The following is a 26,828-nucleotide window of genomic DNA, read 5'->3' on the forward strand; positions in this document are numbered from 1 at the left end:
ATGGTTCGTGCGCGAGCCGGGACGGGGCATGGCGGAACTGCGAAGCCTGGAGATCTTCTACTGGACCGCCTCGCTCTGCAGCTTCCGCAAGGCGGCGGAGCGGGTGAACACCTCGCAGCCCGCGGTGTCGCAGCGCATCGCCGCGCTGGAGCAGGAATTCGGCGTGGCCCTGTTCGAGCGGCGCGCCCGCTCGGTCGTGCTGACCGCCAAGGGCCGCGAGCTCCTGGCCTACGCCGAGCGCTTCCTGCGCCTGCGCACCGAGATGATGCAGGCGGTGGCCGGGCCCGGCTCCCTGCGCGGCGTGCTGCGCCTCGGCGTCTCCGAGACCATCGTGCATACCTGGCTGATGCGCTTCATCGCGCGCATGAACGAGGCCTATCCGGGAGTCACCGTCGACATCGCGGTCGACATCTCGCCCAACATGCGCGACGCGCTCCTCGACCGCGACCTCGACCTCGCCTTCCTGGTCGGGCCGATCACCATGCCGAGCCTCGTCAACCTGCCGCTGTGCAGCGTGTCGCTGGCCTGGATCGCGGCGCCGCAGCTCGATCTCGGCCCCGGCGAGGTCGATCTCGCGAGCCTTCTCCGCTTTCCCCTGATCACCTACCCGAAGAACACCAACCCCTACGTCCAGCTGCGCGAGATGCTGGCGCAGTCGAACCTGCCGCCGCCGCGCCTGCACAGCAACGCCTCGCTCTCCACCATCGTGCGGATGGCCCGGGAGGGGATCGGCATCGGGGTGATCCCGCCCGAGGTGGTGCGCCAGGACCTCGACGAGGGTGCCCTGCGGGTCATCGCCCCGGCGCCGGCGCTGCCCGACATCACCTTCACGGCCACCTATGCCAGCGCTCCCGACGGGGGGCTGGCCGCGGCGGCGGCGCGGCTGGCCTGCGAGGTCGCGGCCTCGCCCGACTGGCGCCGGTGACGATGTGATAAGCAGGGCTTATCGAAACCGATGCGAAATGACGATTGGCGCTTACCTGCCCACGATGTGATCATGGCGCATCCTTGAGCACAGGGTGTTCCGGGCAACAGGAGCGGCGATGACCCTTCCCTTCGATCGGGCGCGGATGAGCGGCGAGGCGGCGCGGCTCGCCTGCCGCAGCGGCGCCATCACCGGCTGCACCGCCGGCATCGCCGACGGCTACGTGCAGGGCAACCTCGCGGTGCTGCCGGCGGACCTCGCCGACGAGTTCCTGCTGTTTGCCCAGCGCAACCCGAAATCCTGCCCGATCATCGGCGTCTCGGCGAAGGGCGAGCGCACGATCCCCGAACTCGGCCTCGACCTCGACATCGCCACGGACGTCGCCGGCTACCGGGTCTGGCGCGACGGCGAGGTGGTGGCGGAGCGCGACGCGGTCGCGGATCTCTGGCGCGACGACCTCGTGGCCTTCGTGATCGGCTGCTCCTACTCGTTCGAGGCCGCGATGGCCGAGGACGGGCTGCCGCTCCGCCATGTCGAGATGGGCGTGCGGGTGCCGATGTACCGCACGTCGACTCCGTGCGCCCCGGCCGGCCGCTTCGCCGGGCCGATGGTGGTCTCGATGCGGCCCCTCACCCCCGCGCAGGCGATCCGGGCGGTGCAGATCACCTCGCGCTTCCCCTCCGTCCACGGCGCACCGGTCCATCTCGGCCGCCCGGACCTGATCGGCATCCGGGATATCGGCGCGCCCGATTACGGCGATCCGGTGCGGATCGGCGAGGACGAGATCCCGGTCTTCTGGGCCTGCGGCGTCACCCCGCAATCGGTGATCGCCGCCGTGAAACCGTCCTTCGCCATCACGCATGCGCCGGGCTGCATGCTGATCACGGATCGCCGCAACAGCGAGTACGCGGTGCTCTGAGCCGGTTGTCCCCGACGTCGATCGTCTCGGATTCCGGCTCGCGCATCATTCTTGCAACCGCCCGCACGACGTCTCCGACGCCGGCTGTTCGATCTGCGGCAATCGACTGTTCAAGGCCGGCGGCCGGCTTTGAAAAAGCCGGCGGAATGAGGCTTAGAGAGAATCCCTGCCCCCTGGAGGCCAGCGCATGATTCGTCGTCGAGAACTCTTGGTCGGGGCCGGTGCCCTGTCGCTCGCCTCGGTCGGAGGCGCGCCCGCCCGCGCCGCCGAGCCCGAGGTCGTGATCGGCGTGCTCTACGCCATGTCGGGCCCGAGCGCGCAGGTCGGTGTGGACGCCCGCCACGCCATCGAGACGGCGCTGGACCTCATCAACAACGACCACGACCTCGACCTGCCGGGCGCCAAGGGCGCGGGCCTTGCCGGCCTGGGCGGCGCCAGGATCCGCCTGGTCTTCGCCGACCACCAGGCCGACCCGCAGAAGGGCCGCGCCGAGGCCGAGCGCCTTATCACCCAGGACAAGGTCGCGGCCCTCCTCGGCTGCTACCAGTCGGCAGTCTCCGCCACCGTGAGCGCCACCGCCGAGCGCTACGGCGTGCCCTTCCTCTGCGCCGACTCGTCATCGCCGAGCCTGCACCGCAAGGGCCTGAAGTACTTCTTCCGCCCGGCCGCCCACGACGAGATGTTCTCGACCGCGATGTTCGACTTCCTGGATTCCCTGCGCAAGCAGGGCCAGAAGATCGACACCGTCGCGCTGTTCTTCGAGGACACGATCTACGGCGTCGATTCCTCGACCGTGCAGCGCAAGCTGGCCGGCGAGCGCGGCTACAAGCTCGTCGCCGACGTGAAGTACAAGAGCAACTCGCCCTCGCTGACCGCCGAGGTGCAGCAGCTGAAGACGGCGAATGCCGACGTGCTCCTGCCGACGAGCTACACCACCGACGCGATCCTGCTCACCAAGACCATGGCGGAGCTCGGCTACAAGCCGAAGAGCATCATCGCCCAGGCGGCCGGCTTCTCCGAGAAGGTCACCTACGACGCGGTCGGCGACAAGCTCCAGGGCCTGATCTCCCGCGGCAGCTTCTCCCTCGATCTCGCCGCCAAGCGCCCAATGGTCGCCACCGTCAACGGCATGTACAAGGCCCGGGCCGGGCGCGACCTCAACGACAACACCTCGCGCCAGTTGATGGCCCTGATCGTGCTCGCCGACGCCCTCGACCGTGCCGGCTCGACCGACGGCCAGAAGATCCGCGCCGCGCTCGCCGCCACCGACATCCCGGGCACCCGCACGGTGATGCCCTGGACCAAGGTGGCGTTCGGCCCCGACGGCCAGAACGTCTTCGCCGACCCGGTGCTGCTCCAGTGGATCGGCGACAAGTTCATCACGATCTTCCCGGACTCCGCCGCGGTGGCACCGGCCAAGTGGCCGATGAACGCGTGAGGCCGTTCTTCGACGCTGACGCTTCGAGGTGAAGCGCACCTCCCCTCTCCCGTTTGGGAGAGGGGCCGGGGGATCGAAGATCCCGGCGTGAGGGTGCTACGCTTCGGTGTGAAGCGCTGAGCGTGGTGCTGGCAGCTCGACGCTCGCAGCTTGGTCCGGAAGCGTGTCACCCTCACCCCTACCCCCCCACACGGGAGAGGGGATCCCGCGCCCTTCCGGCGACGATCGAACCGTTCTCGCGAGCCGCTCACCGGAGCCTGTATTATCCATGACGACGCAAGCCCTGGTTCAGGTGCTGGCGAGCGGCCTCCTGATGGGCTTGATCTACGCCCTGATCGCGGTCGGCCTCTCGCTGATCTTCGGCCTGATGGACGTGGTGAACTTCGCCCATGGCGAGTTCCTGATGCTGGCGATGTACGCGACCTTCGGGCTGGTGCTGGTCACACGCCTCGATCCGGTGGTGCTGATGCCGCTGGTCGCCGCCCTGCTCTTCGTGCTCGGGGCCGCCGCCTATATGGGCGTGGTGCGCTTCGCCATGCGGGCCAAGGCCAACCAGGGCATGGTGCAGATCTTCGCGACCTTCGGGCTCGCGATCCTGCTCCAGGGCGCCGCCCAGTACCTGTTCACGCCCGACTACCGCAACGTCCAGAACACCTGGCTCGGCGGGCGCACCCTGGATCTCGGCGGCGTCTTCCTGCCCTGGCCGCAGATCTTCGGCGCCGTCGTGTCGCTCGCCGCCTTCGGGGGGCTGCACCTGCTGATGAGCCGGACCGATTTCGGCCGGGCGCTGGAGGCCACCCGGGAGGACCAGGGCGCGGTGGCGCTGGTCGGCATCGACCGCAACCGGGTCTTCGCGCTGGGCTGGGGCCTCGGCGCGGCGCTGGTCGGCCTCGCCGGCGCGGTGCTGGCGATCTTCTACTACATCCACCCGCAGGTCGGCGCGAGCTTCGCCCTCATCGCCTACGTCACGGTGGCCCTCGGCGGCTTCGGCAGCGTCGGCGGGGCCCTCGCGGCCGGGATCATCGTCGGCCTCGTCGAGGCGTTCACGGCGGTGATCCTGCCGCCGGCGCTGAAATCCGTCGGCGTCTACGCCCTCTACCTCGCGGTGGTGTTCGCGCGGCCGCAAGGCCTGTTCGGGAGGCTCTAGATGACCACGCTGACCACCGCCCTCGCGCCGGGCTCAGGCCTCACGCGGGCCGAGGCGAGCTACGCCGCCAGGCGCCGGCGCAAGCTGGTCGTCGCCGCCCTGGTCTTCGCCGGTCTCGCCGCGCTCCCTTACGGGATCCGCGACGTCTACCTGCAGAACGTCTTGATCCTCACCCTGATGTACGCCGCGCTCTCGCAGAGCTGGAATATCCTGGGCGGCTATTGCGGCCAGGTGTCGCTCGGCCACGCGCTGTATTTCGGCTTCGGCGCCTACGCCACCACCGTGCTGTTCGTGAATTACGGCATGCTGCCGTGGTTCGGCATGCTGGCCGGCGGGATGCTCTCCGCCGTCGTGGCGCTGGCGCTGGGCTATCCGTGCTTCCGGCTCGCCGGCCACTACTTCTCGATCGCCACCATCGTGATCGCGGAGATCGGCCTGCTGCTGGTCCATAACTGGGACTTCGTCGGCGGCGCGATGGGCATCCAGTGGCCGTTCAACCCGGATTCCTGGTGGACGCTCCAGTTCGCCCGCGACAAGATCCCGTATGTCCACTTCGCCATCGGCTTCCTGGCGGTGGTGTGGTTCGTGACCTGGGTGATCGAGGGCTCGCGCTGGGGCTACTGGTGGCGCGCCGTCAAGGACGACGCCCAGGCCGCCGAGAGCCTCGGCGTCGAGGTCTTCCGCTCCAAGATGGCGGCGGCCGCGGTCTCGGCCTTCTTCACCGCCATCGGCGGCGGCTTCTACGCGGCTTACGTCTCCTACATCGACCCCGAGAGCGTGATGAGCTTCCGCTTCTCGCTGCTCTTCGCGCTCCCGGCGGTGCTCGGCGGCATCGGCACCCTGTGGGGGCCGCTCGTGGGTGCTGCGATCCTGATCCCGCTCACCGAGATCAGCCGGTCGTATCTCGGCGGCAGCGGCAACGGCCTCGACCTGATGCTCTACGGCGTGCTCGTGATGGTGGTGGCGCTGGCCCGGCCCGAGGGCGTGCTCAGCCTCTTTCGCCGCACCCGCACGGCCCGCAACCAGGAGGCGACACCGTGAGCATGCCTGCTGCTTCGTCGCCCCTGCTGCGCATCGACCACGTCACGCTGCGCTTCGGCGGCCTCGTCGCCAATGCCGATATCAGCCTCGACGTGCCGGAGGGCCAGATCCTCGGGCTGATCGGGCCGAACGGCGCCGGCAAGTCGACCCTGTTCAACCTGATCTCCGGCACCTACCGGCCGAGCGAGGGGCGGATCGCCTTCCAGGGCGAGGACATCACCGGTCTCTCCGCGCCCGAGCGCTGCCGGCGCGGCATCGCCCGCACCTTCCAGGTGCCGCGCTCCTTCGACTCGATGAACGTGGTCGAGAACGTGATCGTCGGGGGCTTCGCCCGCCATGCCGGCGCCGCCGCGGCCCGCCGCGTGGCGCTCGAGACCCTCGACTTCGCCGGCCTCGGCCACCGGGCGGAGGCCGTGGCGGGGGAACTGACGCCGCCCGAGAAGCGCCGCCTCGAGGTCGCCCGGGCGCTCGCCACCGAGCCGAAGCTCCTCCTCCTCGACGAGGTGCTGACGGGCCTCACCCCGAGCGAGGCCAAGGCCGGGGTCGAGCTGATCCGCAAGGTGGCGGCCCGCGGGGTCACCGTCATCATGGTCGAGCACGTGATGGAAGTGGTGATGCCGCTGGTCGACCGCGCCGTGGTGCTGCATCTCGGCCGCGTGCTGGCCGAGGGCCACCCGACCGAGGTGGTGCGCCACGACGGCGTCATCACCGCCTATCTGGGAGAGCGTCACCGTGCTGCTTGAGGTCCGCGGGCTCTCCACCGCCTATCAGGGCTTGCTCGCCATCCAGGGCGTCTCGATCGAGGTCGAGACCGGCGAGATTGTCGTCGTGGCGGGCGCCAACGGCGCCGGCAAGTCGACGCTGCTCAAGTCCATCGCCGGGATGGAGCGGCCGAAATCCGGCGAGGTGGTGTTCGACGGCGCCCGCCTCGACGGCCTGCCCGGTCACGCCATCACCGCCAAGGGCATCGCCTACGTGCCGGAGAACAAGCGGCTGTTTCCACGCCTCTCCGTCTCCGACAACCTGCGGCTCGGCAGCTACCTCCACCGCAAGGCCGCCGACCGCGAGGCGCCGCTGGAGCGGGTTTTTTCCCTCTTCCCCCGCCTGAAGGAGCGCCTGCCGCAGCGCGCCGGCACGCTCTCGGGCGGCGAGCAGCAGATGCTCGCCATCGGCCGCGCCCTGATGACCCGGCCGCGCCTGCTGATGCTCGACGAGCCCTCGCAGGGCATCATGCCCAAGCTCGTCGACGAGATCTTTTCCGCCGTCGAGGCGATCCGCGCCTCGGGCACGACGATCCTGCTGGTCGAGCAGCGCCTCGCCGAATCGCTCAGCATCGCCGACCGCGCCTACGTGCTCCAGACCGGGCGGTTGATGCTCGCCGGCCCGGCCGCGACCCTGCGGGACGATCCGGAGGTGCGGCGGGCGTATCTGGGGATTTGAACGTGCGAATCTGATCCGGGCCGCGAGACTCCCGCCCGTCCGGCCGATGCTCTAGAGAGGGCTCCGCACGGAGACCCATCGATGACCAGCCGCACCACCGAGATCACGCTCGAGCGCATCGCCCTGATCCGGCGCCTGGTCGTGGCCTGGGATCCGGCGGGCCAGGGCGCTCCGGTGATCCACCCGGATGCCCCCTATGGCAGCCTCGACCGCGACGGCGACATCGCCAACGTCACCGGCGACGACGAGGGCGCGGCGGAGGAGCACCGGGCGGTGGGCGAGGCGCTGGTCGCCTTCCTGCGCCACGCCGACCTCAAGCCCGGCCGCTACGGCTACCACAACCCGCTGACCAAGCTCGACCTGTCCCAGGTCTCCGACGTGTTTCGCGACGAGGCCGCCGGCACGTCGCCCGAGCAGATCGTGTTCGAGGTGGGACCGGAGCACATCGCGTTGATCCGGCACCTCGCCATGGGCTGGGACGAGGCCCGCGCGGTGCCGGCGGTCGCGGTGAGCGCGCCTTACGGCCCGGGCAGCCTGGAGGAGGCGATGACCCGCGCGCTCGGGGGTCCCCGTGAGGATTGGGCCCATCTGCACCGGTCGATGCAGCCGGCCCTGCAGATTTTTCTCCGTAGCGCCGACATCGCGCCGGGGGATTACGCGCCCTGACGAGGTCTGCACTCAAGCCGCTTCATCAATAAAACGCGGGATCCCCTCTCCAGGCGATGCCGGGCTTGCCCGGTATCGCTCCAAGGTGCGGGAGAGGGGAATCCACTTTATCCTGAAACATCAGTGCTGAGCGTCACGTGGGTCAACCGCACCGAGCCGGCCGCCTCACGCCGCCTCGACCGCGTGCTCCTCCGCCCCCGCCCCATGCCCGCCATGCTGCTTGAGCGGCCGGTTGCCGGTGAGCCGCCGCAGCAGCACGTAGAAGACGGGGGTGAGGAAGAGCCCGAAGGCCGTCACCCCGATCATGCCGGAGAACACCGCCACGCCCATGGCCCGGCGCATCTCCGAGCCGGCCCCGGTGGCGGTCACGAGGGGCAGCACGCCCATGATGAAGGCCATCGAGGTCATCAGGATCGGGCGCAGCCGCAGGCGGCTCGCCTCGATCGCCGCCTGGACCGGATTGCGGCCGGCGAATTCGAGCTCCCGGGCGAATTCGACGATCAGGATCGCGTTCTTGGCCGACAGGCCGACCAGCACGATGAGGCCGATCTGGGTGAAGACGTTGTTGTCGCCGGAGGATAGCCAGACGCCGAACATCGCGGCGAGCAGGCCCATCGGCACGATCATCAGGATCGCCAGCGGCAGGGCGAGGCTCTCGTACTGCGCCGCCAGGACCAGGAAGACGAGGAGCAGCGCCAGCGGGAACACCCAGACGCCGGAATTGCCGGCGATGAACTCCTGGTAGGTGAGGTCGGTCCACTCGAAGGAGAAGCCCCGCGGCAGGGTCTCGGCAGCGATCCGCCTCGCCGCTTCCTGTGCCTGGCCGGACGAGTAGCCGGGCGCGGCCCCCGCGTTGATGTCGGCGCTGAGGAAGCCGTTGTAGCGCATGGCGCGCTCCGGCCCGGCGGTCTGGCGCACGCGCAGCAGCGTCGAGAGCGGCACCATCTCGCCCGACCCCGCCCGCACCTTCAGCAGGCCGACATCGTCGGAGCGGGCGCGGAAGGGTGCGTCGGCCTGGACCCGGACCGAGTAGGTGCGGCCGAACTTGTTGAAGTCGTTGACGTAGAGAGAGCCAAGATAGATCTGCAGCGTGTCGAATACGTCGGTGACCGGGATGCGGAGCTGGCGCGCCTTGGTCCGGTCGATATCGGCGAAGAGCTGCGGCACGTTCATCTGGAAGCTCGAGAACAGGCCGGCGAGCTCGGGGGCCTGGGCAGCCTTGGCGAGAAAGGCCTTGGTCGCGTCGTTCAGCGCCTCGTAGCCGAGACCGGCCCTATCCTCGATCTGCAGCTTGAACCCGCCGATGGTGCCGAGACCGTTGACCGGGGGCGGCGGGAACATCGCGATGAAGGCCTCGGGGATCGCCGCATATTTCTTGTTCAGCGACATCGCGATGGAGGCGCCGTCGAGCCCCGGCCCCTTGCGCTCCTCGAAGGGCTTCAGGGTCGAGAAGACGATCCCGGAATTCGACGAGTTGGTGAAGCCGTTGATCGACAGTCCGGGGAAGGCGACCGCGCTCTCGACGCCCGGTTCCTTCAGGGCGATCTCGCTCATCTTGCGGATCACCTCCTCGGTCCGGTCGAGGGTGGCGCCGTCGGGCAGCTGCGCGAAGCCGACGAGGTACTGCTTGTCCTGCCCCGGAACGAAGCCGCCGGGGATCTGGCGAAAGAGCGCCGCGGTCACGCCGACGAGCACGACGTAGACCACCATCATCGCCCCTTTTCGCGAGATGACGCCGCCGACGCCGCGTCCATAGCCGTCCGAGGCGCGCCCGAAGGCGCGGTTGAAGCGGCGGAAGAACCAGCCGAGCAGGGTGTCGAGGGCCTTGGTCAGCCGGTCCTTCGGCGCGTGGTGGTCCTTGAGCAGCAGTGCCGAGAGGGCAGGGGACAGGGTCAGCGAGTTGACCGCCGAGATCACCGTCGAGATCGCGATGGTGAGGGCAAACTGCTTGTAGAACTGGCCCGTCAGCCCGCTGATGAAGGCGAGCGGCACGAACACCGCCACCAGCACGAGGGCGATGGCGATGATCGGCCCCGAGACCTCGCGCATCGCCTGGTAGGAGGCGTCGCGGGGCGACAGGCCGGCCTCGATGTTGCGCTCGACGTTCTCCACCACCACGATCGCGTCGTCGACCACGATGCCGATGGCGAGCACGAGGCCGAACAGGCTCAGCGCGTTGATCGAGAAGCCGAAGGCGTGCATCACCGCGAAGGTGCCGACGATCGAGACCGGCACGGCCAAGAGCGGGATGATCGAGGCCCGCCAGGTCTGCAGGAACAGGATCACCACCAGGACCACGAGGGCCACCGCCTCGAGCAGGGTGTGGATCACCGCCTCGATCGAGGCGCGCACGAACTGCGTCGGGTCGTAGACGATCTGGTAGTCGACTCCCTCCGGCATGGTCTGCTTGATCTCCGCCATGGTCCGGCGAACCGCGTCGGAGATCTGGATCGCGTTCGAGCCCGGCGATTGCGAGATCGGGATGGCGACCGCCGACTTGTTGTCGAGGAGCGAGCGCAAGGCGTAGTCCGAGGCGCCGAGCTCGATCCGGGCGATGTCGCGCAGGCGCGTGATCTCGCCGTTCTCGCCGGTCTTGACCACGATGTCGCCGAACTGCTCCTCGCTGTTGAGGCGCCCTTCGGCGTTGAGCGAGAGCTGAAGGTCGAGGCCCGGGATCGCCGGCGAGGCGCCGATGACGCCGGCCGCCGCCTCGACGTTCTGGGCCTGGATCTCCCGCACCACGTCGCCGGCCGACAGGCCGTGCTCGGCGACCTTCTGCGGATCGAGCCAGATCCGCATCGCGTAGTCGCCCGAGCCGAAGAGCTGCACCTGGCCGACGCCGTCGAGACGGGCGAGGCGATCCTTGATGTTGAGCACCGCGTAGTTGCGCAGGTACGTCATGTCGTACCGGCCGTTCGGCGAGACGAGGTGGACCACCATCGTCAGGTCGGGCGAGGACTTCACCGTGACGATGCCGAGCTGGCGCACGATCGCCGGCAGCCGCGGCTCGGCCTGCGAGACGCGGTTCTGGACCAGCTGCTGCGCCTTGTCGGGATCGGTGCCGAGGCGGAACGTCACGGTCAGCGTCATGATGCCGTCCGTCGTCGCCTGGCTCGACATGTAGAGCATGCCCTCGACGCCGTTGATCTGCTCCTCGATCGGCGTCGCCACGGTCTCGGCGATGACCTTGGGATTGGCGCCCGGGAAGGTCGCCCGGACGACGACGGAGGGCGGCACCACGTCCGGGTACTCGGAGATCGGCATCGCGAACAGCGACAGCAGACCGCCGATGAAGATGAGCACCGAGAGCACGCCCGCGAAGATCGGGCGGTCGATGAAGAACTTGGAGAGGTTCATGCCGCCCTCCGGGGGCGAGAGGATCGCGGAGGCGGCGGACGCCTCATATGCCAGAATGAAGATCAGGCGCGGGATCCCCTCTCCCGTGTGGGAGAGGGGAGCAGTGTTTCACTATCGAACATCTTCGAAGATCGGAGGATGTGCTTCAAATTTTGTTAGATCTTTTGGGCGGTAGGAATCGTCCACCACCCCATATGTCACCGTTGCGCCAGCTTGCCCGTCGCCGGCTCCTGCATCGGCCGCGCGCCCATCGTGACGGGGGACGGGCTGACGAGGCTGCCGGGGCGCACCCGCTGCAAGCCGTTGACGACGATCCGCTCGCCCCCCGACAGGCCGGAGGTGACGACCCGCAGGCCCTCGACCGACCGGCCGAGGGTGACGGCCCGGAACTCCGCCCGGTTGTCGGCGCCGACCACGAGCACGAACCGCTTGTCCTGATCGGTGCCGACCGCCCGCTCGTCGACGAGGAGCAGCCGCTCGGGCGCCGCCTGGCCGAGGCGCATGCGGGCGAACTGGCCGGGGATCAGGTGGCCGTCGCCGTTGGCGAAGGTGGCGCGCACCCGCACCGTGCCGGAGCGGGCATCGACCTTGTTGTCGATGAACTGGAGATGCCCCTTCGCCGCCGCCCCGTCGGCCGTGACCATCTCGACCGGGATGCGGTCGAGCCGGCCGCGTCGGCCGGAGGGTTCGGCGACGGCGGCGAGCGCCTTCAGGACGACCGTCTCGTCGGCGTCGAAGCTCGCGTAGATCGGATCGACCGAGACCAGCGTCGTCAGCACGGCGGCGCCGGCCCCCGTCGCCACGAGGTTGCCGGGGGTGATCTCCCGGCGCCCGACCCGGCCGCTCACTGCCGCCCGCACCTCGGTGTAGCCGAGGTTGAGCCGTGCGGCCGCCAGCGTCGCCTTGGCGGCGTCGAGGTTGGCCTTCGCCTCCTTGAAGGCGTTCGCCCGCACGTCGAGGTCGCGGGCGGTGACGATGCGCTGGTCCGACAGGCGCTGGCCGCGCTCGTAGTCGCTCGCCGTCAGCGCGAGGCGCGCCTCGGCGCCCGCCACCTGCGCCTCAAGCCGCTGGACCTCGGCCGCGTAGGGTGCCGGGTCGATCGTCACCAGGAGGTCGCCGGCCCGGACGAGGTCGCCCTCCGAGAAATGCGTCGCCTGGACGGCGCCGCCGACCCGCGCCCGCACGTCGATCCGCTCGACCGCCTCGAGGCGGCCCGAGAATTCGTCGAACAGCACGACATCGCGGGGCTCGACCGCGGCGACCGGGACCGGGACGGCCTGCTCGACCGGGGATGGCGCCGCGACGGCCTGCGCGCCGGAGAGGCGCGACAGGGGTGCGAAGTGGTAGGATGCGCCGGCCAAGAGCGCGAGGGCGAGGCCGGCCGCGGCGAAGCGCCGGGTGCGGGGAGGGGCGACGGCAGGTTCGGGGTGCACGACCGGCTCCGACATCTGTAAGGTGCGATACACATGTCGACGTGGACGTCGGCCGTCAAGTGACTTATCTACCACTCGATACAAAACTTGGAGCGCGCGGACAATGGCGATGGGGCGGCCCCGGTCCTTCTGCATGGACACGGCCCTCGACGAGGCGATGGAGGTGTTCTGGCGCCACGGCTACGACGGGGCGACCCTCGCCATGCTGACCAAGGCGATGGGCATCAAGGCGCCGAGCCTCTACGCCGCCTTCGGCAGCAAGGAGGGCCTGCTGAAGGCCGCCCTCGACCGCTACGCCGAGCGCCGCTCCGCGCATATGGGCTACGTGCTGGCCGGCGCGACGGCGCGCGAGGTGGCCGAGCGCTTCCTGTCGAGCATCGCCGAGAGCCACACCGACCCGGCCAACCCGCCCGGCTGCCTGCTGGTCCAGGGGGGGCTCGCCTGCGGCGCCGGCTCGGAGAACATCCCGTTCGAGCTCGCCGCCCGCCGCGCCCAGACCGAGACCGAGTTGCGCGAGCGCTTCGTGCGGGCGCAGGCGGACGGCGACCTGCCGGAGGGCAGCGACCCGGCGGCGCTGGCGCGCTTCCTGTCGACGGTCGCCTCCGGCATGGGCGTTCTGGCCTCCTCGGGTGCCGACCGGGAGGCCTTGCGGGAGGTGGCCCGGGTCTCGCTGGGAGCGTTCGCCGGGTGCCGCGAGGCGGTCGGCGCATCGATGGAGGCGGGTGTCCCCCGCAGGCTCCTGCCCGGTAGTCGGCCCCCGCACGGTTGAGCGGCCGCCATCATCCACAGCGGAGACGAAACGCCGCGCGTTGCCCACATGTTCTCGTGCGTTGATGGATGCGGCCACGGTTGGTGCGCCGCCGTCGCGCCTGGGGGTGGCATGCCCGAGACCCGTATCCTGGAGACCCGCATCCTCGGCCCCGCGGACCGGGCGGCCGTCCTGGAGCGGCAGCGCACCCTGAAGATGGCGCGCTCGGCCCACGCCTATGTCCGCGGCAACACGCTGAAGTTCTACGAGTGGCTGGAGGGGCTCGCGCGCGGCACCCTGCCGGAGGGGCCGCCGGTCTGGATCTGCGGCGATTGCCATCTCGGCAATCTCGGCCCGCTCGCGAATGCCGAGGGGCAGGTCGACATCCAGATCCGCGACCTCGACCAGACCGTCATCGGCAACCCGACCCACGACCTCGTCCGCCTCGGCCTGTCGCTGGCGAGCGCCGCCCGCGGCTCGGACCTGCCCGGCGTGGTCACCGCCCGGATGCTGGAGGAGATGATCCGCGGCTACGGCCAGGGGCTCGCCGTTCCGGAGGCGGACGCGACCCCGCCCGAGCCCGACGTGGTGCGCACCGTGCGGCGCCGGGCCCTCGGCCGCCAGTGGAAGCACCTCGCCCGCGAGCGGCTGAAGGACGTGACGCCCAAAATCCCCCTCGGCCGCCGGTTCTGGGCGCTCGACGAGGCGGAGCACGAGGCCCTGGCGGAGCTGTTCGGCCAGGAGGACGTGCGGCGCCTCGTCCTCGCGCTGAACGGGCGCGACGAGGCGGCCGCCATGCGCCTCGTCGATGCGGCCTATTGGATGAAGGGCTGCAGCTCGCTGGGCTTCCTGCGCTACGCCGCCCTGGTGCGGATCGAGGATCCGGAGGGCAAGGGCCGCCTCGCCCTGATCGACCTCAAGGAGGCGGTCGCGCCGGCAGCCCCGCCGGCGCCAAGCGCCGCGATGCCGTCGGACTACGCCGCGCGCGTCGTCGCCGGGGCGCGGGCGCTCTCGCCGAATCTCGGCGAGCGCATGCTGCCGGTGCATCTCCTCGGCAAGCCGGTGGTGATGCGCGAGCTCGCGCCGCAGGACCTGAAGCTCGACGTCGACCAGTTCAGCCGGGAGGAGGCGGTGCGGGCCGCCCACTACCTCGCCTATGTGGTCGGCAAGGCGCATGGGCGGCAGATGGACGAGGCGACCCGCGCGGAATGGCGGGCCGAGGTCCTGCGCGGCAGCGAGGACGGCGGGGAGGCGCCGTCCTGGCTGTGGTCGAGCGTGGTCGCGCTCGCCGGCCGCCACGAGGTCGGCTACCTGCAGCATTGCCGCCTCTACGCCGACCGGGAGGCCGCCTGAAGCAGCCTCAGAGCCGGCGCCGGCCGCCCAGGAGGAGCGCCGCCGTCGCGGCCAGCCCGGCGGCGACGCCGGCCGTCGCCAGCGGGTGCAGGGTCGCCCTCGTATAGGCGCTGGTGCGCAGGACCGGCACCGGCGGGTCGCCGCGCTCCCGTCCGGCGTCGATCGGCGCGTGGAGGGCGCCGGCCGGGCGACGGGGCGGGTCGGACCGCTTCTGGAGCGCGATGATGGCGGGCGCCAGCTCGTCGTAGGCGCCGGGCGCGAATTCCTTGCCCATCACGAACAGCTTGCCGCCTCCGCCCACGAAGATGTCGCGCTGCGGATGCACGGCGGCGTGCAGGATGGCGCGCGCCACCTCCTCGGGCGGGTAGATCGGCGGCGGCAGCGTCGGCTCGCGGTCCATGTAGTTGCGCGCCCGGTTCGGCAGCGGCGTGTCGACGGAGGCCGGCTTGACCAGGGTGACCGAGACCGGCGCGCCCTCGGCGATCAGCTCCATGCGCAGGGTATCGGTGAAGCCCTTCACCGCGTGCTTGGAGGCGGCATAGAGGCCCTGGAACGGGAAGGCGAGGTCGGAGGCGATGCTGCCGACGTTGATGATGGCGCCGCCGCGCCGGCGCAGGTGCTCGGCGGCGACCAGCCCGCCATTCACGGTGCCCCAGAAGTTGGTCCGGATCAGCCGCTCGTGATCCTCCTGGGTGATCTCCCGCAGCGGCCCGTACACGGTCAGGCCCGCGATGTTGACCCAGGTGTCGAAGCCGCCGAACGTCGCGATCGCCGTCGCGGCGATCGCCTCGACCTCCTCCCGGCGGCCCACATCCGCCGTGACGGCGATGGCGCGCGCGCCGAGCTCCGCGGCGATGCGCGCGAGCACGTCCTGGCTGCGGGCGGCCAGGACCACGCGGGCGCCGCGTTCCGCGGCCATGCGGGCGGTGGCGAGGCCGATGCCGCTCGACGCCCCCGTGACCACGACGACCTGTTCGCGCAGCGGCTTGTGTCTCATCGTCGGACGACTCCGTTAGATCTTGTGACGGCCTGAGGCTACGTGCGAGGCCGCGAAGCGTTGCGCCCTGTGCGGCTTTCGCGCACCCAAGGGCGCGGCCGCGGATCGCGGCGTCCGGGACGAGGCGCCGCGCCCTTAACCTGCATCAAGGCGGCGGGCCGGGCGTTCCCGCATGCCCCGCCTTCCCGGGTCGGCGAGGCGGCGGCGCTCGGCCCGCGCGTCCATCGCCGGGATCCCGCACACATCGCCGCCCGCACATCCTGGATGCCATGACCGACGAGACCTCAACGGACCGATCAGTGCCGCACGACGCCCCGCGCGACACCGCCCTCGTGCTCGCCGGGGGCAACGCGCTCGGCGCCTACCATGCGGGCGGCTACGCGATGCTGCAGGCGCGCGGGATCCGGCCGGACCGGATCGTCGGCGCGTCGATCGGCGCCGTCACCGCGGCGATCATCGCCGGCAACGCGCCCGAGCACCGGGTCGAGCGGCTGCGCGCGTTCTGGGACGAGGCGACTCAGCACACCGCGCCGAGCGCCACTGACCTCGTCAAGCCGCGCCAGTACTACAACGCCCTGCACGCGCTCCTGACGCTCGCCTGGACCCGCCCCACCATCTTCCGGCACCGCCTGCCGGGCCTGTGGTCCGCACTGCCCTGGATGCCGAACGACGTCGCGCTGTTCGACCATTCGCCCCTGCGGGCGACGCTCGAGCGGCTCGTCGATTTCGAGCGGCTGAACAGCGGCGACATCCGCCTCACGGTCGCCTGCGTCGACGTCACCACCGGCGAGGAGGTCTATTTCGACACCGCCCGCCAGCGCGTGGGACCCGAGCACATCCTCGCCAGCACGGCGATCATCCCGGCCTTCCCGCCGGTGGAGGTGGAGGGGCGTCTGCTCTGCGACGCCGGCTACACCAACAACCTGCCGCTCGATCCGCTGTTCGAGACCGAGCCGCAGCAGGATCTCCTGTGCATCGCCCTCGACCTGTTCGGCCTCGAGGCGCCGCGGCCGGCCTCGCTCGACGCCGTGCTGGAGCGGGCGAACGACCTGATCTTCGCCAGCGCCGGACGGCGGGCCATCGCGGGCCTCCAGCGGGAATACGCCCTGCGCCAGCAGCTCGATCCGAACGGGCCCGCCGTCACGCTCCTGCACCTCGTCTACCGGGCCGAGGCCGATCAGCTCGCCGCCAAGAGCTTCGACTTCTCGCCCTCCTCGATCCGCGACCGCTGGCAGGCCGGCAGCCGCGACGCAGGCCGCGGGGCCGACTGGCTCGCCGGCGCCGCACCGGCGCATCGCGCCGGCGACACCCCGGCGCGCCGGCGCTTCACCTATACCAGGCTTTGATACGGCTTCCGCTTGATCAACTCGGATATCAATCGAGCGCGGGATCCCCTCTCCCGTGTGGGAGAGGGGTAGGGGTGAGGGTGACACGGTCCTGAGACTGGCTCTGAGTGTCCCGCTGCCAGCACGACGGTCTGAGTTTCACTCAGAACCGTAGCACCCTCACCCCCTGCCCCTCTCCCACACGGGAGAGGGGAGGTGCGCTCCATTCTAGATTCGAACGGATCAAGCGGTGATCGCATGACGCTTTGCGGGCGCGTCCGCGGCCGGCCCCTGTCCATCGCGCCTAAGGTGCAGCAGTGACGGCAATCGCGAGTTTGTGTGACAGACACCGGCGCGCCTGCGCTCCGGCGTCGGTTCCGGACCGGGCGGATCTCGCCGGGGCAAAGGTCCGGGTGAGGCAAGGGTACGGGTGACATGAGCAGCAGGACCGCATCCACCAAGAGCTGGCGCTTCCTCGCCCCCGGCCGACGCTTTCCGGGTTCGCCGCTGGCCTTCCTGCTCCTCGCCCTCGCGGTCGCGACCGGCGGCTGGAACTACGTCGAGGGCGCCCGCAGCCGGGCCGAGGCCGACCGCCTGGGCGGCGTCCTGGCGCAGAGCGAGCGCGTGCTCTCGACCATGAAGGACCTCGAGACCGGATTGCGGGGCTACGTCCTGACCGGCCGCGAGGATTACCTGGAGCCCTATCGCGCGGCGTCGGCCCGGATCGACGGCGAGCTCGACCGCCTCGACGGCGTCACCCTCGACCGGGCGACGCGGGACCGGCGCCGGGCCGCGATCGAGGCCGAGCGGGATTACGCCGCCCGCGTCGTGGCGGCGCGCCAGGCGGGCGGCCAGCAGGCCGCCCTGGACCTGATCCAGACCGGGGAGGGCAAGCGGGCGATGGATACCGTGCGCGACCTGACCCGGGAGGTCCAGGACCGCGCGGGCGCCGATCTGAGCCGCCTCGCCGCGGCCGACGCCCTGCGCACGCCGCTGCTCCCGCTCGTCACGCTGGTGGCGGGCCTCGCGGCGGTCGGCCTGCTCGCGCGCCTCGCCCTGGTCCGGCGCCGCGAGAGCCAGCGCATGGCCGACCTCCTGGAGAGCGTGCTGGAGAACGCGCCCGTCGGCCTCGGCTTCCTCGACCGCGACCTCAACATCCGCCACATGAACCGGGCGCTCGGCGACATGAGCGAGCGGGGCTTCGGCGCCGATGTCGGGGCGCCGATCTGGGCCATCTTGCCGTCGCTGCGGGACGAACTCGCCCCCAAGCTCGCGGCGGCCCGCGACCGCGGGCTCGTCACCGCCAACGTCGCGGTGGCGGTGCCGGCCGCGAGCGCGCCGGGCGGGACCCGCCACTTCGCGGCGAGCTTCTTTCCCCTGCGCCGCAGCCGCCGCGGCCCCGAGGGCGAGCGTGCCGACGGCGTCGGCCTCGTCATGAACGACGTGACCCTCGGGAAACTCGCCGAGCGCCGCCTCATCGACAGCGAGGAACGGTTCCGCTCCCTCACCGAGGCCACCTCGGCGATCGTCTGGACCACCACGCCGGACGGCGATTTCCGGCAGGCCACCTCGGAATGGACCCGCTTCACCGGGCAGTCGCCCGCCGAGGCGGCCGGGCGCGGCTTCCTCGACGCCATCCATCCCGACGACCGGGCGGCGACCGGGGAGGCCTGGACGCGGGCGGTGGAGAGCCGCAGCCTCTACACGATCGAGCACCGGCTGCGCCGCCACGACGGCGCCTGGCGCCACATGGAGGGGCGGGGCGTCCCGATCCTCGAGGAGGACGGGCGGGTGCGCGAATGGGTCGGCGCCCATGCGGACGTCACTGCCCGCCGCGAGGCCGAGCTGGCGCTCGAGGCCGCCAAGGACGCGGCCGAGGAAGCCAACCGTGCCAAGAGCCAGTTCCTGGCCAACATGAGCCACGAGCTGCGCACCCCGCTCTCGGCGGTGATCGGCTATGCCGAGATGCTGCAGGAGGAGATGGAGGATCTCGGCGAGGCGAGCCTGCTCGCCGACATGCGCAAGATCGAGGCGAATGCCCGCCACCTGCTCGGCCTGATCAACGACGTGCTCGACCTCTCGAAGATCGAGGCCGAGCGGATGGAGGTCTATGCCGAGGACCTCGACGTCGCCGAGACCGTGCGGGAGGTCGCCACCACGGTCGAGGCGCTGGTGGAGAAGAAGGGCAACACGCTGACCCTGCAGCTCGGCGATCGCCTCGGCCACGCGCAGACCGATGCCACCAAGCTGCGGCAATGCCTGATCAACCTCCTGAGCAACGCCGCCAAGTTCACCGAGGGCGGCCGCATCACGCTGGCGGCCGACCGCGAGCCCCGGGAGGGCGGCGACCGGCTCCGCTTCACCGTCACGGATACCGGCATCGGCATGAGCGAGGAGCAGCAGGCGCGGCTCTTCCAGCGCTTCACCCAGGCCGACGCCTCGACCACCCGCCGCTTCGGCGGCACGGGCCTGGGGCTTGCCATCACCCGGGCCTTCGCGCGCATGCTCGGCGGCGAGATCACGGTCGCGAGCCGGGAGGGGGAGGGCACGACCTTCACCCTGGAGCTGCCCGCCCTCTACGAGGAGCGCGCCCCGGCAGAGCCCGAAGGCGCCGAGAACACGGCCGGCATCCGGGCCGCCCTCGGCGTGCCCGCCACGGAGGCGCCGCAAGCCGGCGCCTCCAGCCTCGTCCTCGTCGTCGACGACGACCCGGCGACCCGCGACCTGCTCGCCCGCTTCCTGCGGCGGGACGGCTTCGAGGTCGCGACCGCGCCGGACGGGCGCGCGGGCCTCGAACAGGCGCGGCATCTGCGCCCCCGCGCCATCCTGCTCGACGTGACGATGCCCCGGATGGACGGCTGGGCCGTGCTGCGGGCCCTGCGCGCCGACCCGGACTTCGGCGAGACGCCGGTGATCATGGTCACGGTGCTCGACGAGCAGAACCTCGCCTTCTCCCTCGGGGCGACCGACTACCTGCACAAGCCGGTCGAGTGGGGGCAGCTGAAGGAGGCGATGGAGCGGTTCCGGCCCGTCGTCCACGAGGGGCCGGTGCTGGTGGTCGACGACGACCCGGACGTGCGCGAGCGCATGACCGCGATGCTGACCCGCGAGGGCTGGCGGGTGACGACGGCCGAGAACGGCCTTGCCGGCCTCGAGGCCGTCGGCGTGCGCAAGCCGGGCCTCGTCCTGCTCGACCTGATGATGCCGGAGATGGACGGCTTCGGCTTCCTGCGGGCCCTGAGGTCGAAGCCGGACTGGCGCGACATCCCGGTCGTGGTGCTGACCGCCAAGGACATCACGGCGGAGGATCGGCGCCGGCTCGCCGGCCGCGCCGACCGCATCCTGCAGAAGGGTGCCCTCGGCATGGCCGACCTCGCCGCGACCCTGCGCGGGATCATGAACCCGGCCGCCGGCGGCGATGCGCCGGCGGATGCGCCCGACCGCGCGGCGCTGCCGTGACGCGGCGGCGCCCGCGGGACCGGCGCCCCTACGCCCCGTCCGCCGCCCGCCCGAGCAGGTAGGCGCGCAACGCGGCGTCGCCGGTCAGGTCGGCGGCCCGCGCGAAGGCGCGACGCGCCTCGTCCGGCCGGCCGGCGTCGCGCAGCGCGTGGGCGCGGGTCGCCCAGTAGGGCTGGTAGGTCGCGATCCGCGCCTGCGGCGAAAGCGCGTCCAGCGCCGCCAGCGCGGCCGCCGCGTCGCCGGCGGCGAGAAGGGCGGCCGCGCGCGCCACCAGCACGCCGATGCTCGGCGCCCGGGTGGCCAGGAGGTCGTAGAGGAGCGACAGCGCGCCGTGCTGGACGACGCCCGTGACGGCGCGCTGCACATGCACCGACTGGATCGCCGCCTCGCACTGGTAGCGCCCGAACTGCGCCGACCGGGACGCGGCGGTGAGCAGGCCCTCCGCTTCGACGATCATCGCCCGCGACCAGCGCGCCGGATCCTGCTCGGCGAGGGGAACGAACCGGCCGGCCCGGTCGCGCCGGGCCTCGCGGCGCGCCTCGCAATACAGCATCAGGGCGAGCAGGCCCTTCGCCTCCGGCTCGTCGGGCAGCAGGGCCGCCAGCAGCCGGCCGAGGAAGATCGCCTCCTCGGCGAGGCCGCCGGCGCTCGCATCGAGCCCGTCGCGCGAGTCCCAGCCCGTCCCGTAGGCGGCGTAGACGGCGTCGAGCACGTCGCCGAGCCGGCCGGCGCGCTCCTCCGGCTCGGGCAGCGCGAAGCGCAGGCCGGCATCGCGGATCTTGGCCTTGGCGCGCACGAGCCGCTGGCTCATCGTCGCCGGCGCCACCAGGAAGGCTGCGGCGATCCGCGCCGCGTCGAGGCCCAGCACGGTCTGGAGCATCAGCGGCGTGCGCACGCCCGCGTCGATCGCCGGATGCGCGCAGACGAACAGGAGCGTCAGCCGCTCGTCGGAGAAGGCCGGGTCGTGCCCCTCCGCCGCCAGCATCGCGTGGCGGCGCGCGATCTCCGCGGCGGCCGCGTCGCGCGTGCCCTGGTGGCGCGCCGCGTTGAGCAGCGTGCGCCGCGCGGCGGTGAGCAGCCAGGCGTCGGGATTGTCCGGCACGCCGCGCTCCGGCCAGGTCTGGAGCGCGGCGGCGAAGGCCTCGGACAGGGCGTCCTCGGCGCCGGCGATGTCGCGGGTCCGTGCCGACAGCAGGGACAACAGCCGCCCATACGACGTGCGCGCCGCCAGCGCCGCCGCCTGCCGGGCCGGACCCTCGCCGGTCACGCCGTCGCGCCGCCCGGCGGCGGCAGGACCGGCCTGACCTCGACCGACGCGCTCGCGGCGGCGGGTGACCGCGCCGCCCAGGCGAGCGCGGCGTCGAGATCCTCCACCTCGATCACCAAGTAGCCGGCGAGCTGCTCCTTCGTGTCGGCAAAGGGGCCATCCTGGACGTGGCGCTCGCCAGCGCGCACCCGCACGGTCGTCGCCGTCTCCGGCCTTTGCAGGCCGTCGCCCTTCACGATCACGCCGGCCTGCTGGAGCGCGCCGATATAGGCGTTCCAGGCGCCCCAATAGGCCCCGGCCTCCTCGGGATGGGTGCGCTTCGCGAAGTCATCGGCCGTCTCGGTCATCAGCAGCATGTAGTGCATGGACATGTTCCTTTCGGATGACAGGGGGTGGGAGTGATCCGTCGGTCGGGGGGAAGGGTGCGGCGTATCAGGCGTAGATCGACCGCCGCGCGGAGACCGTCGCCGCGCAGAAGAGCCCGATGGCGATCAGCAACGCGGCCGCGATGATGGCGACCTGCGCAGGCCCGAAGGCGGCGAAGACGCCGTGGACGACGTCGCCGGCAAACAGCGCCGCATAGGCGACCAGCGACCCGGCCAGGACCGGTCCCGCCCTCCTCGACCCGGCGAGGAGCAGCGCGCAGCCCGCGAATCCGCCGACGACACCGGCCGCGAAGGCCAGCGTCATCCAGGCCGGCAGCCCGGCATGGAGCGCGGCCTGGGCGGGGGTCATGCCCATCGCGGCGAGCCCGGCCTCGCTCGACGTGGCGGTCGCGCAGAACCGGACGATGCCGAAGGCGTTCCAGGCCAGGCCGAAGCCGGCGGCGGCCAGCAGCCAGGCCGGCCGTCCGAAGAGGGTGAGTGTCGTCATGCGTCATCTCTACGACAGGCAGTCGCGACGATCGCGCTGCTCAGGACGATGACACGCCGCAGAGCCCGATTTCGACACGAGGCCGAGAATTTTTCGCGCCGCGTGTTCGAAGCGGCCGTTCGCGGACGGTTGCCATGCCGGGGAACCGGGCTGCATGTCCGCCGCGTTGTCGGCGACTTCTTCCCTCTCGCGGAGGCCGCAACCGCTCATGCTCGTGTACGGCGACGTTCGGCGCCAGGCCGATCCTCGCGAGGAGGCCGCCCGCTTCCTGGAGGCGGTCGAGGCGGCGCGCGGGCTCAGGCCCGGGCTGGCGCGCCACGCCGCGCTCGCCGGGGCGCTGATCGCGGCCGGCGAGCTCATCCAGGGCGTGGCGGATGCGGAGGAGGCAGGCCGCGACGGGCAGGGCGGTGCCACCGACCGCCTGACCGGGCTGCTCGTGCGGCTCGCCGGTGCCGTCTGGGCATCGTGGCGGAGCGGCTTCGCGACCGGAGAGGTTCCCGACCGCGCCGCGGTCGAGCGCGCCTGCGCGGGGCTGACGCCCGAGCCGCTGGAGATCCGCCTGCCCGAGGGCTTCGCCTTCTATGCCGTCTATCCCGAGAGCTACGCCGAGGCCGCCTGCGCGTCCGGCCTGGATGCCGGCGCGATCGTGATCGGCATCCGCAGCATCGGCACGACCCTCGGGGCGATGGTCGCGGCCGGTCTCGGCGGCGCCGACCTGGTGACCGTCCGGCCGAGCGGCCACCCGTTCCGGCGGGAGCTTCCCCTCCGGCCGTCGCTGCAGGACCGCCTCGGGCCCGACCGCCGCATCGCGGTCGCCGACGAGGGGCCGGGGCTCTCGGGCAGCTCCTTCGCCTCGGTGCTCTCGGCCCTGCGCGAGCGGGGCATCGGGTCCGACCGCGTCGTCCTGTTTCCGAGCCATGACGGGGAGCCGGGGCACGCGGCGGCGGAGGAGACCCGCCGGCTCTATGGCGGCACCCGGCGCCTCGTCCGGACCTTCGACGACCTCGTCCTGCGGGCCGAGCGTCCCGAGCACAGGCTGGAGGCCTGGCTCGCCCCGCTGATCGGGCCGCTGACGGCGCCGCTCGAGGAGATATCGGGCGGCGCCTGGCGCACCCACCGCGACGGCGACCGGGGTGCCTGGCCGCCCGCCCATCCGATGCAGGAGCGCCGCAAGTTCCTGGCACGCGCCGCGAGCGGCACCTGGCTCGTGAAGTTCGTCGGGCTCGGGGCCGAGGGGGAGCGGAAGGTCGCGCGCGCCCGCGCGCTGCACGCGGCCGGGTTCACCCCGGAGGTCGCCGGATTCCGCCACGGCTTCCTCGTCGAGCGCTGGATCGAAGGCGCGACGCCGCTCGACCGCAGCCGCATCGATCCCGTTCGCCTGGTCGAGCGCGTCGGTCACTATCTCGGCTACCGGGCGACCGCGTTCCCAGCCGGTCGCGGCCGGGGCGCCTCCCTGGCGGCACTGTGGGAGATGGCCCGGCACAACGCCGCGCAGGCCCTCGGCGCGGAGCAGGCCCGGCGCCTCGACGGCTGGCGCGCCGCCCTGCCGCGGTTTGACGCCGGGATGCGGCCGGTCGAGACCGACAGCCGCCTGCATGCCTGGGAATGGCTCGTCCTGCGGGACGGCACCCTCCTCAAGACCGACGCCGTCGACCACCATGCCGGCCACGACCTCGTCGGCTGCCAGGACGTCGCCTGGGACATCGCCGGCGCCGCGGTGGAGCTTGGCCTGGACGACGCGGCGCGGCGGCACCTCGCCGCGGACGTCGCGCGGCGCACCGGCCGGGAGGTCGATCCGGGTTTCGTCGCCTATCTGGAGATCTGCTACACCGCCTTCCAGCTCGGCGCGATGACGATGGCGGGCGACGCGGCCTCAGACCCGGGGGAGCAGGCCCGGCTCCGCGACGCGGCGGACCGCTACCGCGCGCATCTCGCCTCGCGGCTGTCCGCCGCGACCCTTCCCTGAAGCGACCTGCCCCCGATCGTCATGATCCTGCTTCGCCACGGCCAGAGCCAGTTCAACCTCCACTTCCACGCCACCGGCGTCGATCCCGGCATCGTCGACGCGCCGCTGACGCCCCTCGGGCACGCCCAGGCCGAGGCCGCCTCCCGCGACCTCGCCGGGAAAGGGCTGCGGCGCATCCTGTGCTCGCCCCTGACCCGCGCCCTCGAGACGGCGACCCCGATCGCCGCCTGCCTGAACCTCCCGATCCTGGTCACCTCGGCCGTCCGGGAGCGACGGGCGGCGAGCTGCGACGTCGGCACCTGCCGGACCGACCTCGCCCGCGCCTGGCCGCATCTCGACCTCAGCCGCATCGACGAGGTCTGGTGGCACGAGGACGAGGAGCCGCACGACGTCTTCGCGGCGCGGGCCGCGTCCTTCACGGCCGGGATGGCCGCCGACCCCGACTGGGCCCACACCCTCGTCGTGTGCCACTGGGGGTTCATCATGGCGGTCACCGGCCGCAATCTCGGCAACGGCGAGTGGATCCGCTGCCGGATGGATGAATGCGGCCGGCTGGTGGCGGCCGATCCCTGAGGCGCGGGCGATGGCCGATCCGGCGGGGGCCGTGACCCATCACCAAGCACTAACAATCGGCCCTGTGCGCCGCATCCCCGCCGCCTATCTCCCCCGGCCCGCGGAGTGGATGGCATGACCGATCTCACGATCCTCGAGCAGTGCGGGCGGGGCGAGATCTCGCCTCAGATCGCGCTCTCGCGCCTGCTGCTCGCGGGCGGACCCGTCGATGCCGGGCACCTCGCGCGCGAGGCGGCCGCGCACCCCGATTCCGCGCCCCTCGCGGCTTTGGCGCGGCTGGCGGCGCGCCACGGCGATCGGCTGGAGGGGCTTGGTCGGCTGGCCCGCTCCGGCCTGTGGCCGAGCGGCGACGACGTCTTCGGGGCGACCGCCGCCTTGTTCGACCGGCTCGCCGCGGAGGCGCCCGAGGCGGGCGTCGCCTTCTACTCCCTCGGCGATCCGGACGAGCTCGCCGCCGCCACGGCGGAGCTCGCCGGGATCGTCCGCGCCTGGTCGCCCGCCGCCACGGGCCGGATCCTGGATCTCGGCTGCGGCATCGGCCGGCTGGCCCTCGCGCTCGGCCCGGAGGCGGAATCGGTGCTCGGCCTCGATTTGTCCGAGGGGATGATCGCCGAGGCGTGCCGCCGGGCGCGGGGCCGCGGCAACGTCCGGTTCGCGCGGAGCGACGGGCGCCGCTGGCCCCTCGGCGACGGTGAGATCGACGTCGTCGTCGCGGCCGACAGCCTGCCCTACGCCGTCGAGGCGGGGGCCGTGGCGGAGGTCGTGGCGGAGGCGGCGCGCGTGCTCCGGCCGGGCGGCGATCTCCTGGTGTTCAACTGGTCGTACCGGGGCGATCCGGGGCGGGACGTGGCCGAGGCGCGCTCGCTGGCGGCGGCTTGCGGCTTCGAGGTGGTGCGCGCCGGCGAAAAACCCTTCGCGATCTGGGACGCCGTGAGCTTCCACCTGAGGCGCGCCCGGTGACGCCGCAGGAGCACTGGGCCCTGTGGCGGAGCGACACGCGGGCGACGCCGTTCCAGTCGCCGGCCTGGCTCGACGCCTGGTGGACGCATCTCGGGGGCGGCGACCGCCGCGACGCAGAGATCCGCGATCCCGCGGGCCGGCTCGTCGCGGCGCTGCCGCTCTTCGTCTGGCACGATGGCGGCGTGCGCCGGCTCGTGCCGGTCGGGGCCGGCCACAGCGATTACTGCGACGCCCTGGTCGCGCCCGGCACGGCGACGGAGCCGCTCTGGACGGCGATCCTCGGCTCGGCCGCGGCCTTCGACGAGGTTCTGCTGCCCGACCTGCGGCCCGATTCCCCCCTCCTCGGCCCGCCGCCGGCGGGATGGAGCGCCACCGACACGGAGGCGGAGATCTGCCCGGTGCTGACGCTGCCGCCGGGCGGCTCGCCCCTCGACGGCCTGACGCGCAGCCAGCGCCGCAAGGTGGTGCACGACCGCCATCGCGCCGAGCGCCTCGGCGGCGTCACGGAAGAGCTCGTCACGGCCGGCCGCGTCGACGGCCTGCTCGACGCCCTGTTCGCGCTCCATTCCAGCCGGTGGGCGCGGGAGGGGCAGCCCGGCGTGCTGGCCGATCCCCGCGTGCAGGCCTTCCACCGCGCGGCGGCGCCGGCGCTCGCGGAGGCGGGCCTTCTGCGGATGGCGGTCGTGCGCCACGAGGGCGCGGTCGCGGCGGTCGTGTACGGCCTCGCCGACGGGGCGCGGTGGTACTCCTACATCAACGCCGTCGACATGCGCGTGCCCGGGCAGAGCTTCGGCACGCTGGCCTTCGCCTGCCTCATCGAGGCGGCCGCGTCGCGCGGCGCCGGCGAGTTCCACTTCCTGCGCGGCGACGAGCCCTACAAGGCCCGCTGGGGCGCCGCCCCGCGCCGCACGATCCGCCGCATCCTGAGGCGTGCCTGATCG

Annotated in this window: 22 protein-coding genes; 16 read left to right on the plus strand and 6 right to left on the minus strand. The window is 72.1% G+C overall.

Going from position 1 to position 26,828, the window contains the following annotated elements; all coding sequences use genetic code 11:
- Window positions 1-28: 28 nt before the first annotated feature.
- The 8 genes from EU555_RS10030 to EU555_RS10065 all read left to right on the plus strand — a co-directional run bounded on the left by EU555_RS10030 (window position 29) and on the right by EU555_RS10065 (window position 7,576).
- Window positions 29-925 carry a LysR family transcriptional regulator gene (locus tag EU555_RS10030; protein WP_135414508.1) on the plus strand — a complete coding sequence of 299 codons (897 nt, stop codon included), beginning with the start codon at window positions 29-31 and terminating at the stop codon, window positions 923-925.
- A 118-nt stretch (window positions 926-1,043) separates the two neighbouring features.
- Window positions 1,044-1,844 (plus strand): putative hydro-lyase, encoded by an 801-nt coding sequence (locus EU555_RS10035; protein WP_135414509.1) that lies wholly within the window; start codon window positions 1,044-1,046, stop codon window positions 1,842-1,844.
- Between the two features lie 187 nt (window positions 1,845-2,031).
- Window positions 2,032-3,282: an ABC transporter substrate-binding protein gene (locus EU555_RS10040; RefSeq protein WP_135414510.1), complete on the plus strand. Its 1,251-nt coding sequence runs from the start codon at window positions 2,032-2,034 to the stop codon at window positions 3,280-3,282.
- Between the two features lie 268 nt (window positions 3,283-3,550).
- Entirely contained in the window at window positions 3,551-4,429 is an 879-nt protein-coding gene (locus tag EU555_RS10045; RefSeq protein WP_135414511.1) for a branched-chain amino acid ABC transporter permease, read from the plus strand.
- Window positions 4,430-5,470 (plus strand): branched-chain amino acid ABC transporter permease, encoded by a 1,041-nt coding sequence (locus EU555_RS10050; protein WP_135414512.1) that lies wholly within the window; start codon window positions 4,430-4,432, stop codon window positions 5,468-5,470.
- A 2-nt stretch (window positions 5,471-5,472) separates the two neighbouring features.
- On the plus strand, window positions 5,473-6,213 hold the full coding sequence (locus EU555_RS10055; protein WP_135414626.1) for an ABC transporter ATP-binding protein: 741 nt from the start codon (window positions 5,473-5,475) through the stop codon (window positions 6,211-6,213).
- The gene (locus EU555_RS10060) at window positions 6,206-6,910 is read left to right on the plus strand and encodes an ABC transporter ATP-binding protein (RefSeq protein WP_167858506.1); all 705 of its coding nucleotides are present in this window, start codon (window positions 6,206-6,208) and stop codon (window positions 6,908-6,910) included. The genes EU555_RS10055 and EU555_RS10060 overlap by 8 nt, the downstream gene beginning before the upstream one ends.
- Before the next feature lie 81 nt (window positions 6,911-6,991).
- Window positions 6,992-7,576, plus strand: a complete 585-nt coding sequence (locus EU555_RS10065) for a hypothetical protein (protein WP_135414514.1) — start codon at window positions 6,992-6,994, stop codon at window positions 7,574-7,576.
- A gap of 165 nt (window positions 7,577-7,741) precedes the next feature.
- Here the strand turns inward: EU555_RS10065 and EU555_RS10070 are convergent, their stop codons facing one another.
- Both EU555_RS10070 and EU555_RS10075 read right to left on the minus strand, forming a co-directional pair.
- Window positions 7,742-10,933 carry an efflux RND transporter permease subunit gene (locus tag EU555_RS10070; protein ID WP_135414515.1) on the minus strand — a complete coding sequence of 1,064 codons (3,192 nt, stop codon included), beginning with the start codon at window positions 10,931-10,933 and terminating at the stop codon, window positions 7,742-7,744.
- A gap of 197 nt (window positions 10,934-11,130) precedes the next feature.
- Window positions 11,131-12,381: an efflux RND transporter periplasmic adaptor subunit gene (locus EU555_RS10075; RefSeq protein ID WP_135414516.1), complete on the minus strand. Its 1,251-nt coding sequence runs from the start codon at window positions 12,379-12,381 to the stop codon at window positions 11,131-11,133.
- A gap of 88 nt (window positions 12,382-12,469) precedes the next feature.
- Here EU555_RS10075 and EU555_RS10080 point away from each other — a divergent pair, with 88 nt between their 5' ends.
- Entirely contained in the window at window positions 12,470-13,135 is a 666-nt protein-coding gene (locus EU555_RS10080; RefSeq protein WP_135414517.1) for a TetR/AcrR family transcriptional regulator, read from the plus strand.
- Between the two features lie 111 nt (window positions 13,136-13,246).
- Window positions 13,247-14,467 (plus strand): DUF2252 family protein, encoded by a 1,221-nt coding sequence (locus tag EU555_RS10085; RefSeq protein WP_135414518.1) that lies wholly within the window; start codon window positions 13,247-13,249, stop codon window positions 14,465-14,467.
- Window positions 14,468-14,474: 7 nt separating this feature from the next.
- On the opposite strand, the gene EU555_RS10090 is transcribed toward EU555_RS10085, so the two are convergent.
- A complete protein-coding gene (locus tag EU555_RS10090; protein ID WP_135414519.1) occupies window positions 14,475-15,464 on the minus strand; it encodes an SDR family oxidoreductase in 990 nt (329 codons plus the stop codon).
- Between the two features lie 299 nt (window positions 15,465-15,763).
- Here EU555_RS10090 and EU555_RS10095 point away from each other — a divergent pair, with 299 nt between their 5' ends.
- A complete protein-coding gene (locus EU555_RS10095) occupies window positions 15,764-16,810 on the plus strand; it encodes a patatin-like phospholipase family protein (RefSeq protein WP_425375101.1) in 1,047 nt (348 codons plus the stop codon).
- A gap of 414 nt (window positions 16,811-17,224) precedes the next feature.
- The gene (locus EU555_RS10100; protein ID WP_135414521.1) at window positions 17,225-20,248 is read left to right on the plus strand and encodes a response regulator; all 3,024 of its coding nucleotides are present in this window, start codon (window positions 17,225-17,227) and stop codon (window positions 20,246-20,248) included.
- 28 nt (window positions 20,249-20,276) lie between these two features.
- Here EU555_RS10100 and EU555_RS10105 read toward each other — a convergent pair whose 3' ends face one another.
- The 3 genes from EU555_RS10105 to EU555_RS10115 form a co-directional block, all read right to left on the minus strand.
- On the minus strand, window positions 20,277-21,515 hold the full coding sequence (locus tag EU555_RS10105; RefSeq protein WP_135414522.1) for an RNA polymerase sigma factor: 1,239 nt from the start codon (window positions 21,513-21,515) through the stop codon (window positions 20,277-20,279).
- Window positions 21,512-21,886: a YciI family protein gene (locus EU555_RS10110; protein ID WP_425375102.1), complete on the minus strand. Its 375-nt coding sequence runs from the start codon at window positions 21,884-21,886 to the stop codon at window positions 21,512-21,514. Before EU555_RS10110 ends, EU555_RS10105 begins: the two co-directional genes overlap by 4 nt.
- Window positions 21,887-21,947: 61 nt before the next feature.
- Window positions 21,948-22,388, minus strand: coding sequence for a hypothetical protein (locus EU555_RS10115; RefSeq protein ID WP_135414523.1), 441 nt, complete (start codon window positions 22,386-22,388; stop codon window positions 21,948-21,950).
- Window positions 22,389-22,596: 208 nt separating this feature from the next.
- On the opposite strand from EU555_RS10115, the gene EU555_RS10120 reads away from it, so the two are divergent.
- The 4 genes from EU555_RS10120 (at window position 22,597) to EU555_RS10135 (ending at window position 26,825) form a co-directional block, all read left to right on the plus strand.
- A complete protein-coding gene (locus EU555_RS10120; RefSeq protein ID WP_135414524.1) occupies window positions 22,597-24,354 on the plus strand; it encodes a hypothetical protein in 1,758 nt (585 codons plus the stop codon).
- A 21-nt stretch (window positions 24,355-24,375) separates the two neighbouring features.
- On the plus strand, window positions 24,376-24,927 hold the full coding sequence (locus tag EU555_RS10125; protein ID WP_135414525.1) for a histidine phosphatase family protein: 552 nt from the start codon (window positions 24,376-24,378) through the stop codon (window positions 24,925-24,927).
- A gap of 114 nt (window positions 24,928-25,041) precedes the next feature.
- Window positions 25,042-25,887: a class I SAM-dependent methyltransferase gene (locus tag EU555_RS10130; protein WP_135414526.1), complete on the plus strand. Its 846-nt coding sequence runs from the start codon at window positions 25,042-25,044 to the stop codon at window positions 25,885-25,887.
- A complete protein-coding gene (locus EU555_RS10135; protein WP_135414527.1) occupies window positions 25,884-26,825 on the plus strand; it encodes a GNAT family N-acetyltransferase in 942 nt (313 codons plus the stop codon). Before EU555_RS10130 ends, EU555_RS10135 begins: the two co-directional genes overlap by 4 nt.
- The last annotated feature ends 3 nt before the right edge of the window (window positions 26,826-26,828 follow it).

This window comes from Methylobacterium nonmethylotrophicum, from assembly GCF_004745635.1.
Lineage (GTDB): Bacteria > Pseudomonadota > Alphaproteobacteria > Rhizobiales > Beijerinckiaceae > Methylobacterium > Methylobacterium nonmethylotrophicum.

Bases quoted from the DNA above. Each gene is read 5' to 3' on its own strand.
- EU555_RS10115 (WP_135414523.1), bottom strand. From the start codon at position 22,388: ATGACGACACTCACCCTCTTCGGACGGCCGGCCTGGCTGCTGGCCGCC.
- EU555_RS10120 (WP_135414524.1), top strand. From the start codon at position 22,597: ATGCTCGTGTACGGCGACGTTCGGCGCCAGGCCGATCCTCGCGAGGAG.
- EU555_RS10080 (WP_135414517.1), top strand. From the start codon at position 12,470: ATGGCGATGGGGCGGCCCCGGTCCTTCTGCATGGACACGGCCCTCGAC.
- EU555_RS10070 (WP_135414515.1), bottom strand. From the start codon at position 10,933: ATGAACCTCTCCAAGTTCTTCATCGACCGCCCGATCTTCGCGGGCGTG.
- EU555_RS10110 (WP_425375102.1), bottom strand. From the start codon at position 21,886: ATGTCCATGCACTACATGCTGCTGATGACCGAGACGGCCGATGACTTC.
- EU555_RS10035 (WP_135414509.1), top strand. From the start codon at position 1,044: ATGACCCTTCCCTTCGATCGGGCGCGGATGAGCGGCGAGGCGGCGCGG.
- EU555_RS10030 (WP_135414508.1), top strand. From the start codon at position 29: ATGGCGGAACTGCGAAGCCTGGAGATCTTCTACTGGACCGCCTCGCTC.
- EU555_RS10050 (WP_135414512.1), top strand. From the start codon at position 4,430: ATGACCACGCTGACCACCGCCCTCGCGCCGGGCTCAGGCCTCACGCGG.
- EU555_RS10075 (WP_135414516.1), bottom strand. From the start codon at position 12,381: ATGTCGGAGCCGGTCGTGCACCCCGAACCTGCCGTCGCCCCTCCCCGC.
- EU555_RS10090 (WP_135414519.1), bottom strand. From the start codon at position 15,464: ATGAGACACAAGCCGCTGCGCGAACAGGTCGTCGTGGTCACGGGGGCG.
- EU555_RS10130 (WP_135414526.1), top strand. From the start codon at position 25,042: ATGACCGATCTCACGATCCTCGAGCAGTGCGGGCGGGGCGAGATCTCG.
- EU555_RS10125 (WP_135414525.1), top strand. From the start codon at position 24,376: ATGATCCTGCTTCGCCACGGCCAGAGCCAGTTCAACCTCCACTTCCAC.
- EU555_RS10055 (WP_135414626.1), top strand. From the start codon at position 5,473: ATGCCTGCTGCTTCGTCGCCCCTGCTGCGCATCGACCACGTCACGCTG.
- EU555_RS10100 (WP_135414521.1), top strand. From the start codon at position 17,225: ATGAGCAGCAGGACCGCATCCACCAAGAGCTGGCGCTTCCTCGCCCCC.
- EU555_RS10040 (WP_135414510.1), top strand. From the start codon at position 2,032: ATGATTCGTCGTCGAGAACTCTTGGTCGGGGCCGGTGCCCTGTCGCTC.
- EU555_RS10065 (WP_135414514.1), top strand. From the start codon at position 6,992: ATGACCAGCCGCACCACCGAGATCACGCTCGAGCGCATCGCCCTGATC.
- EU555_RS10085 (WP_135414518.1), top strand. From the start codon at position 13,247: ATGCCCGAGACCCGTATCCTGGAGACCCGCATCCTCGGCCCCGCGGAC.
- EU555_RS10045 (WP_135414511.1), top strand. From the start codon at position 3,551: ATGACGACGCAAGCCCTGGTTCAGGTGCTGGCGAGCGGCCTCCTGATG.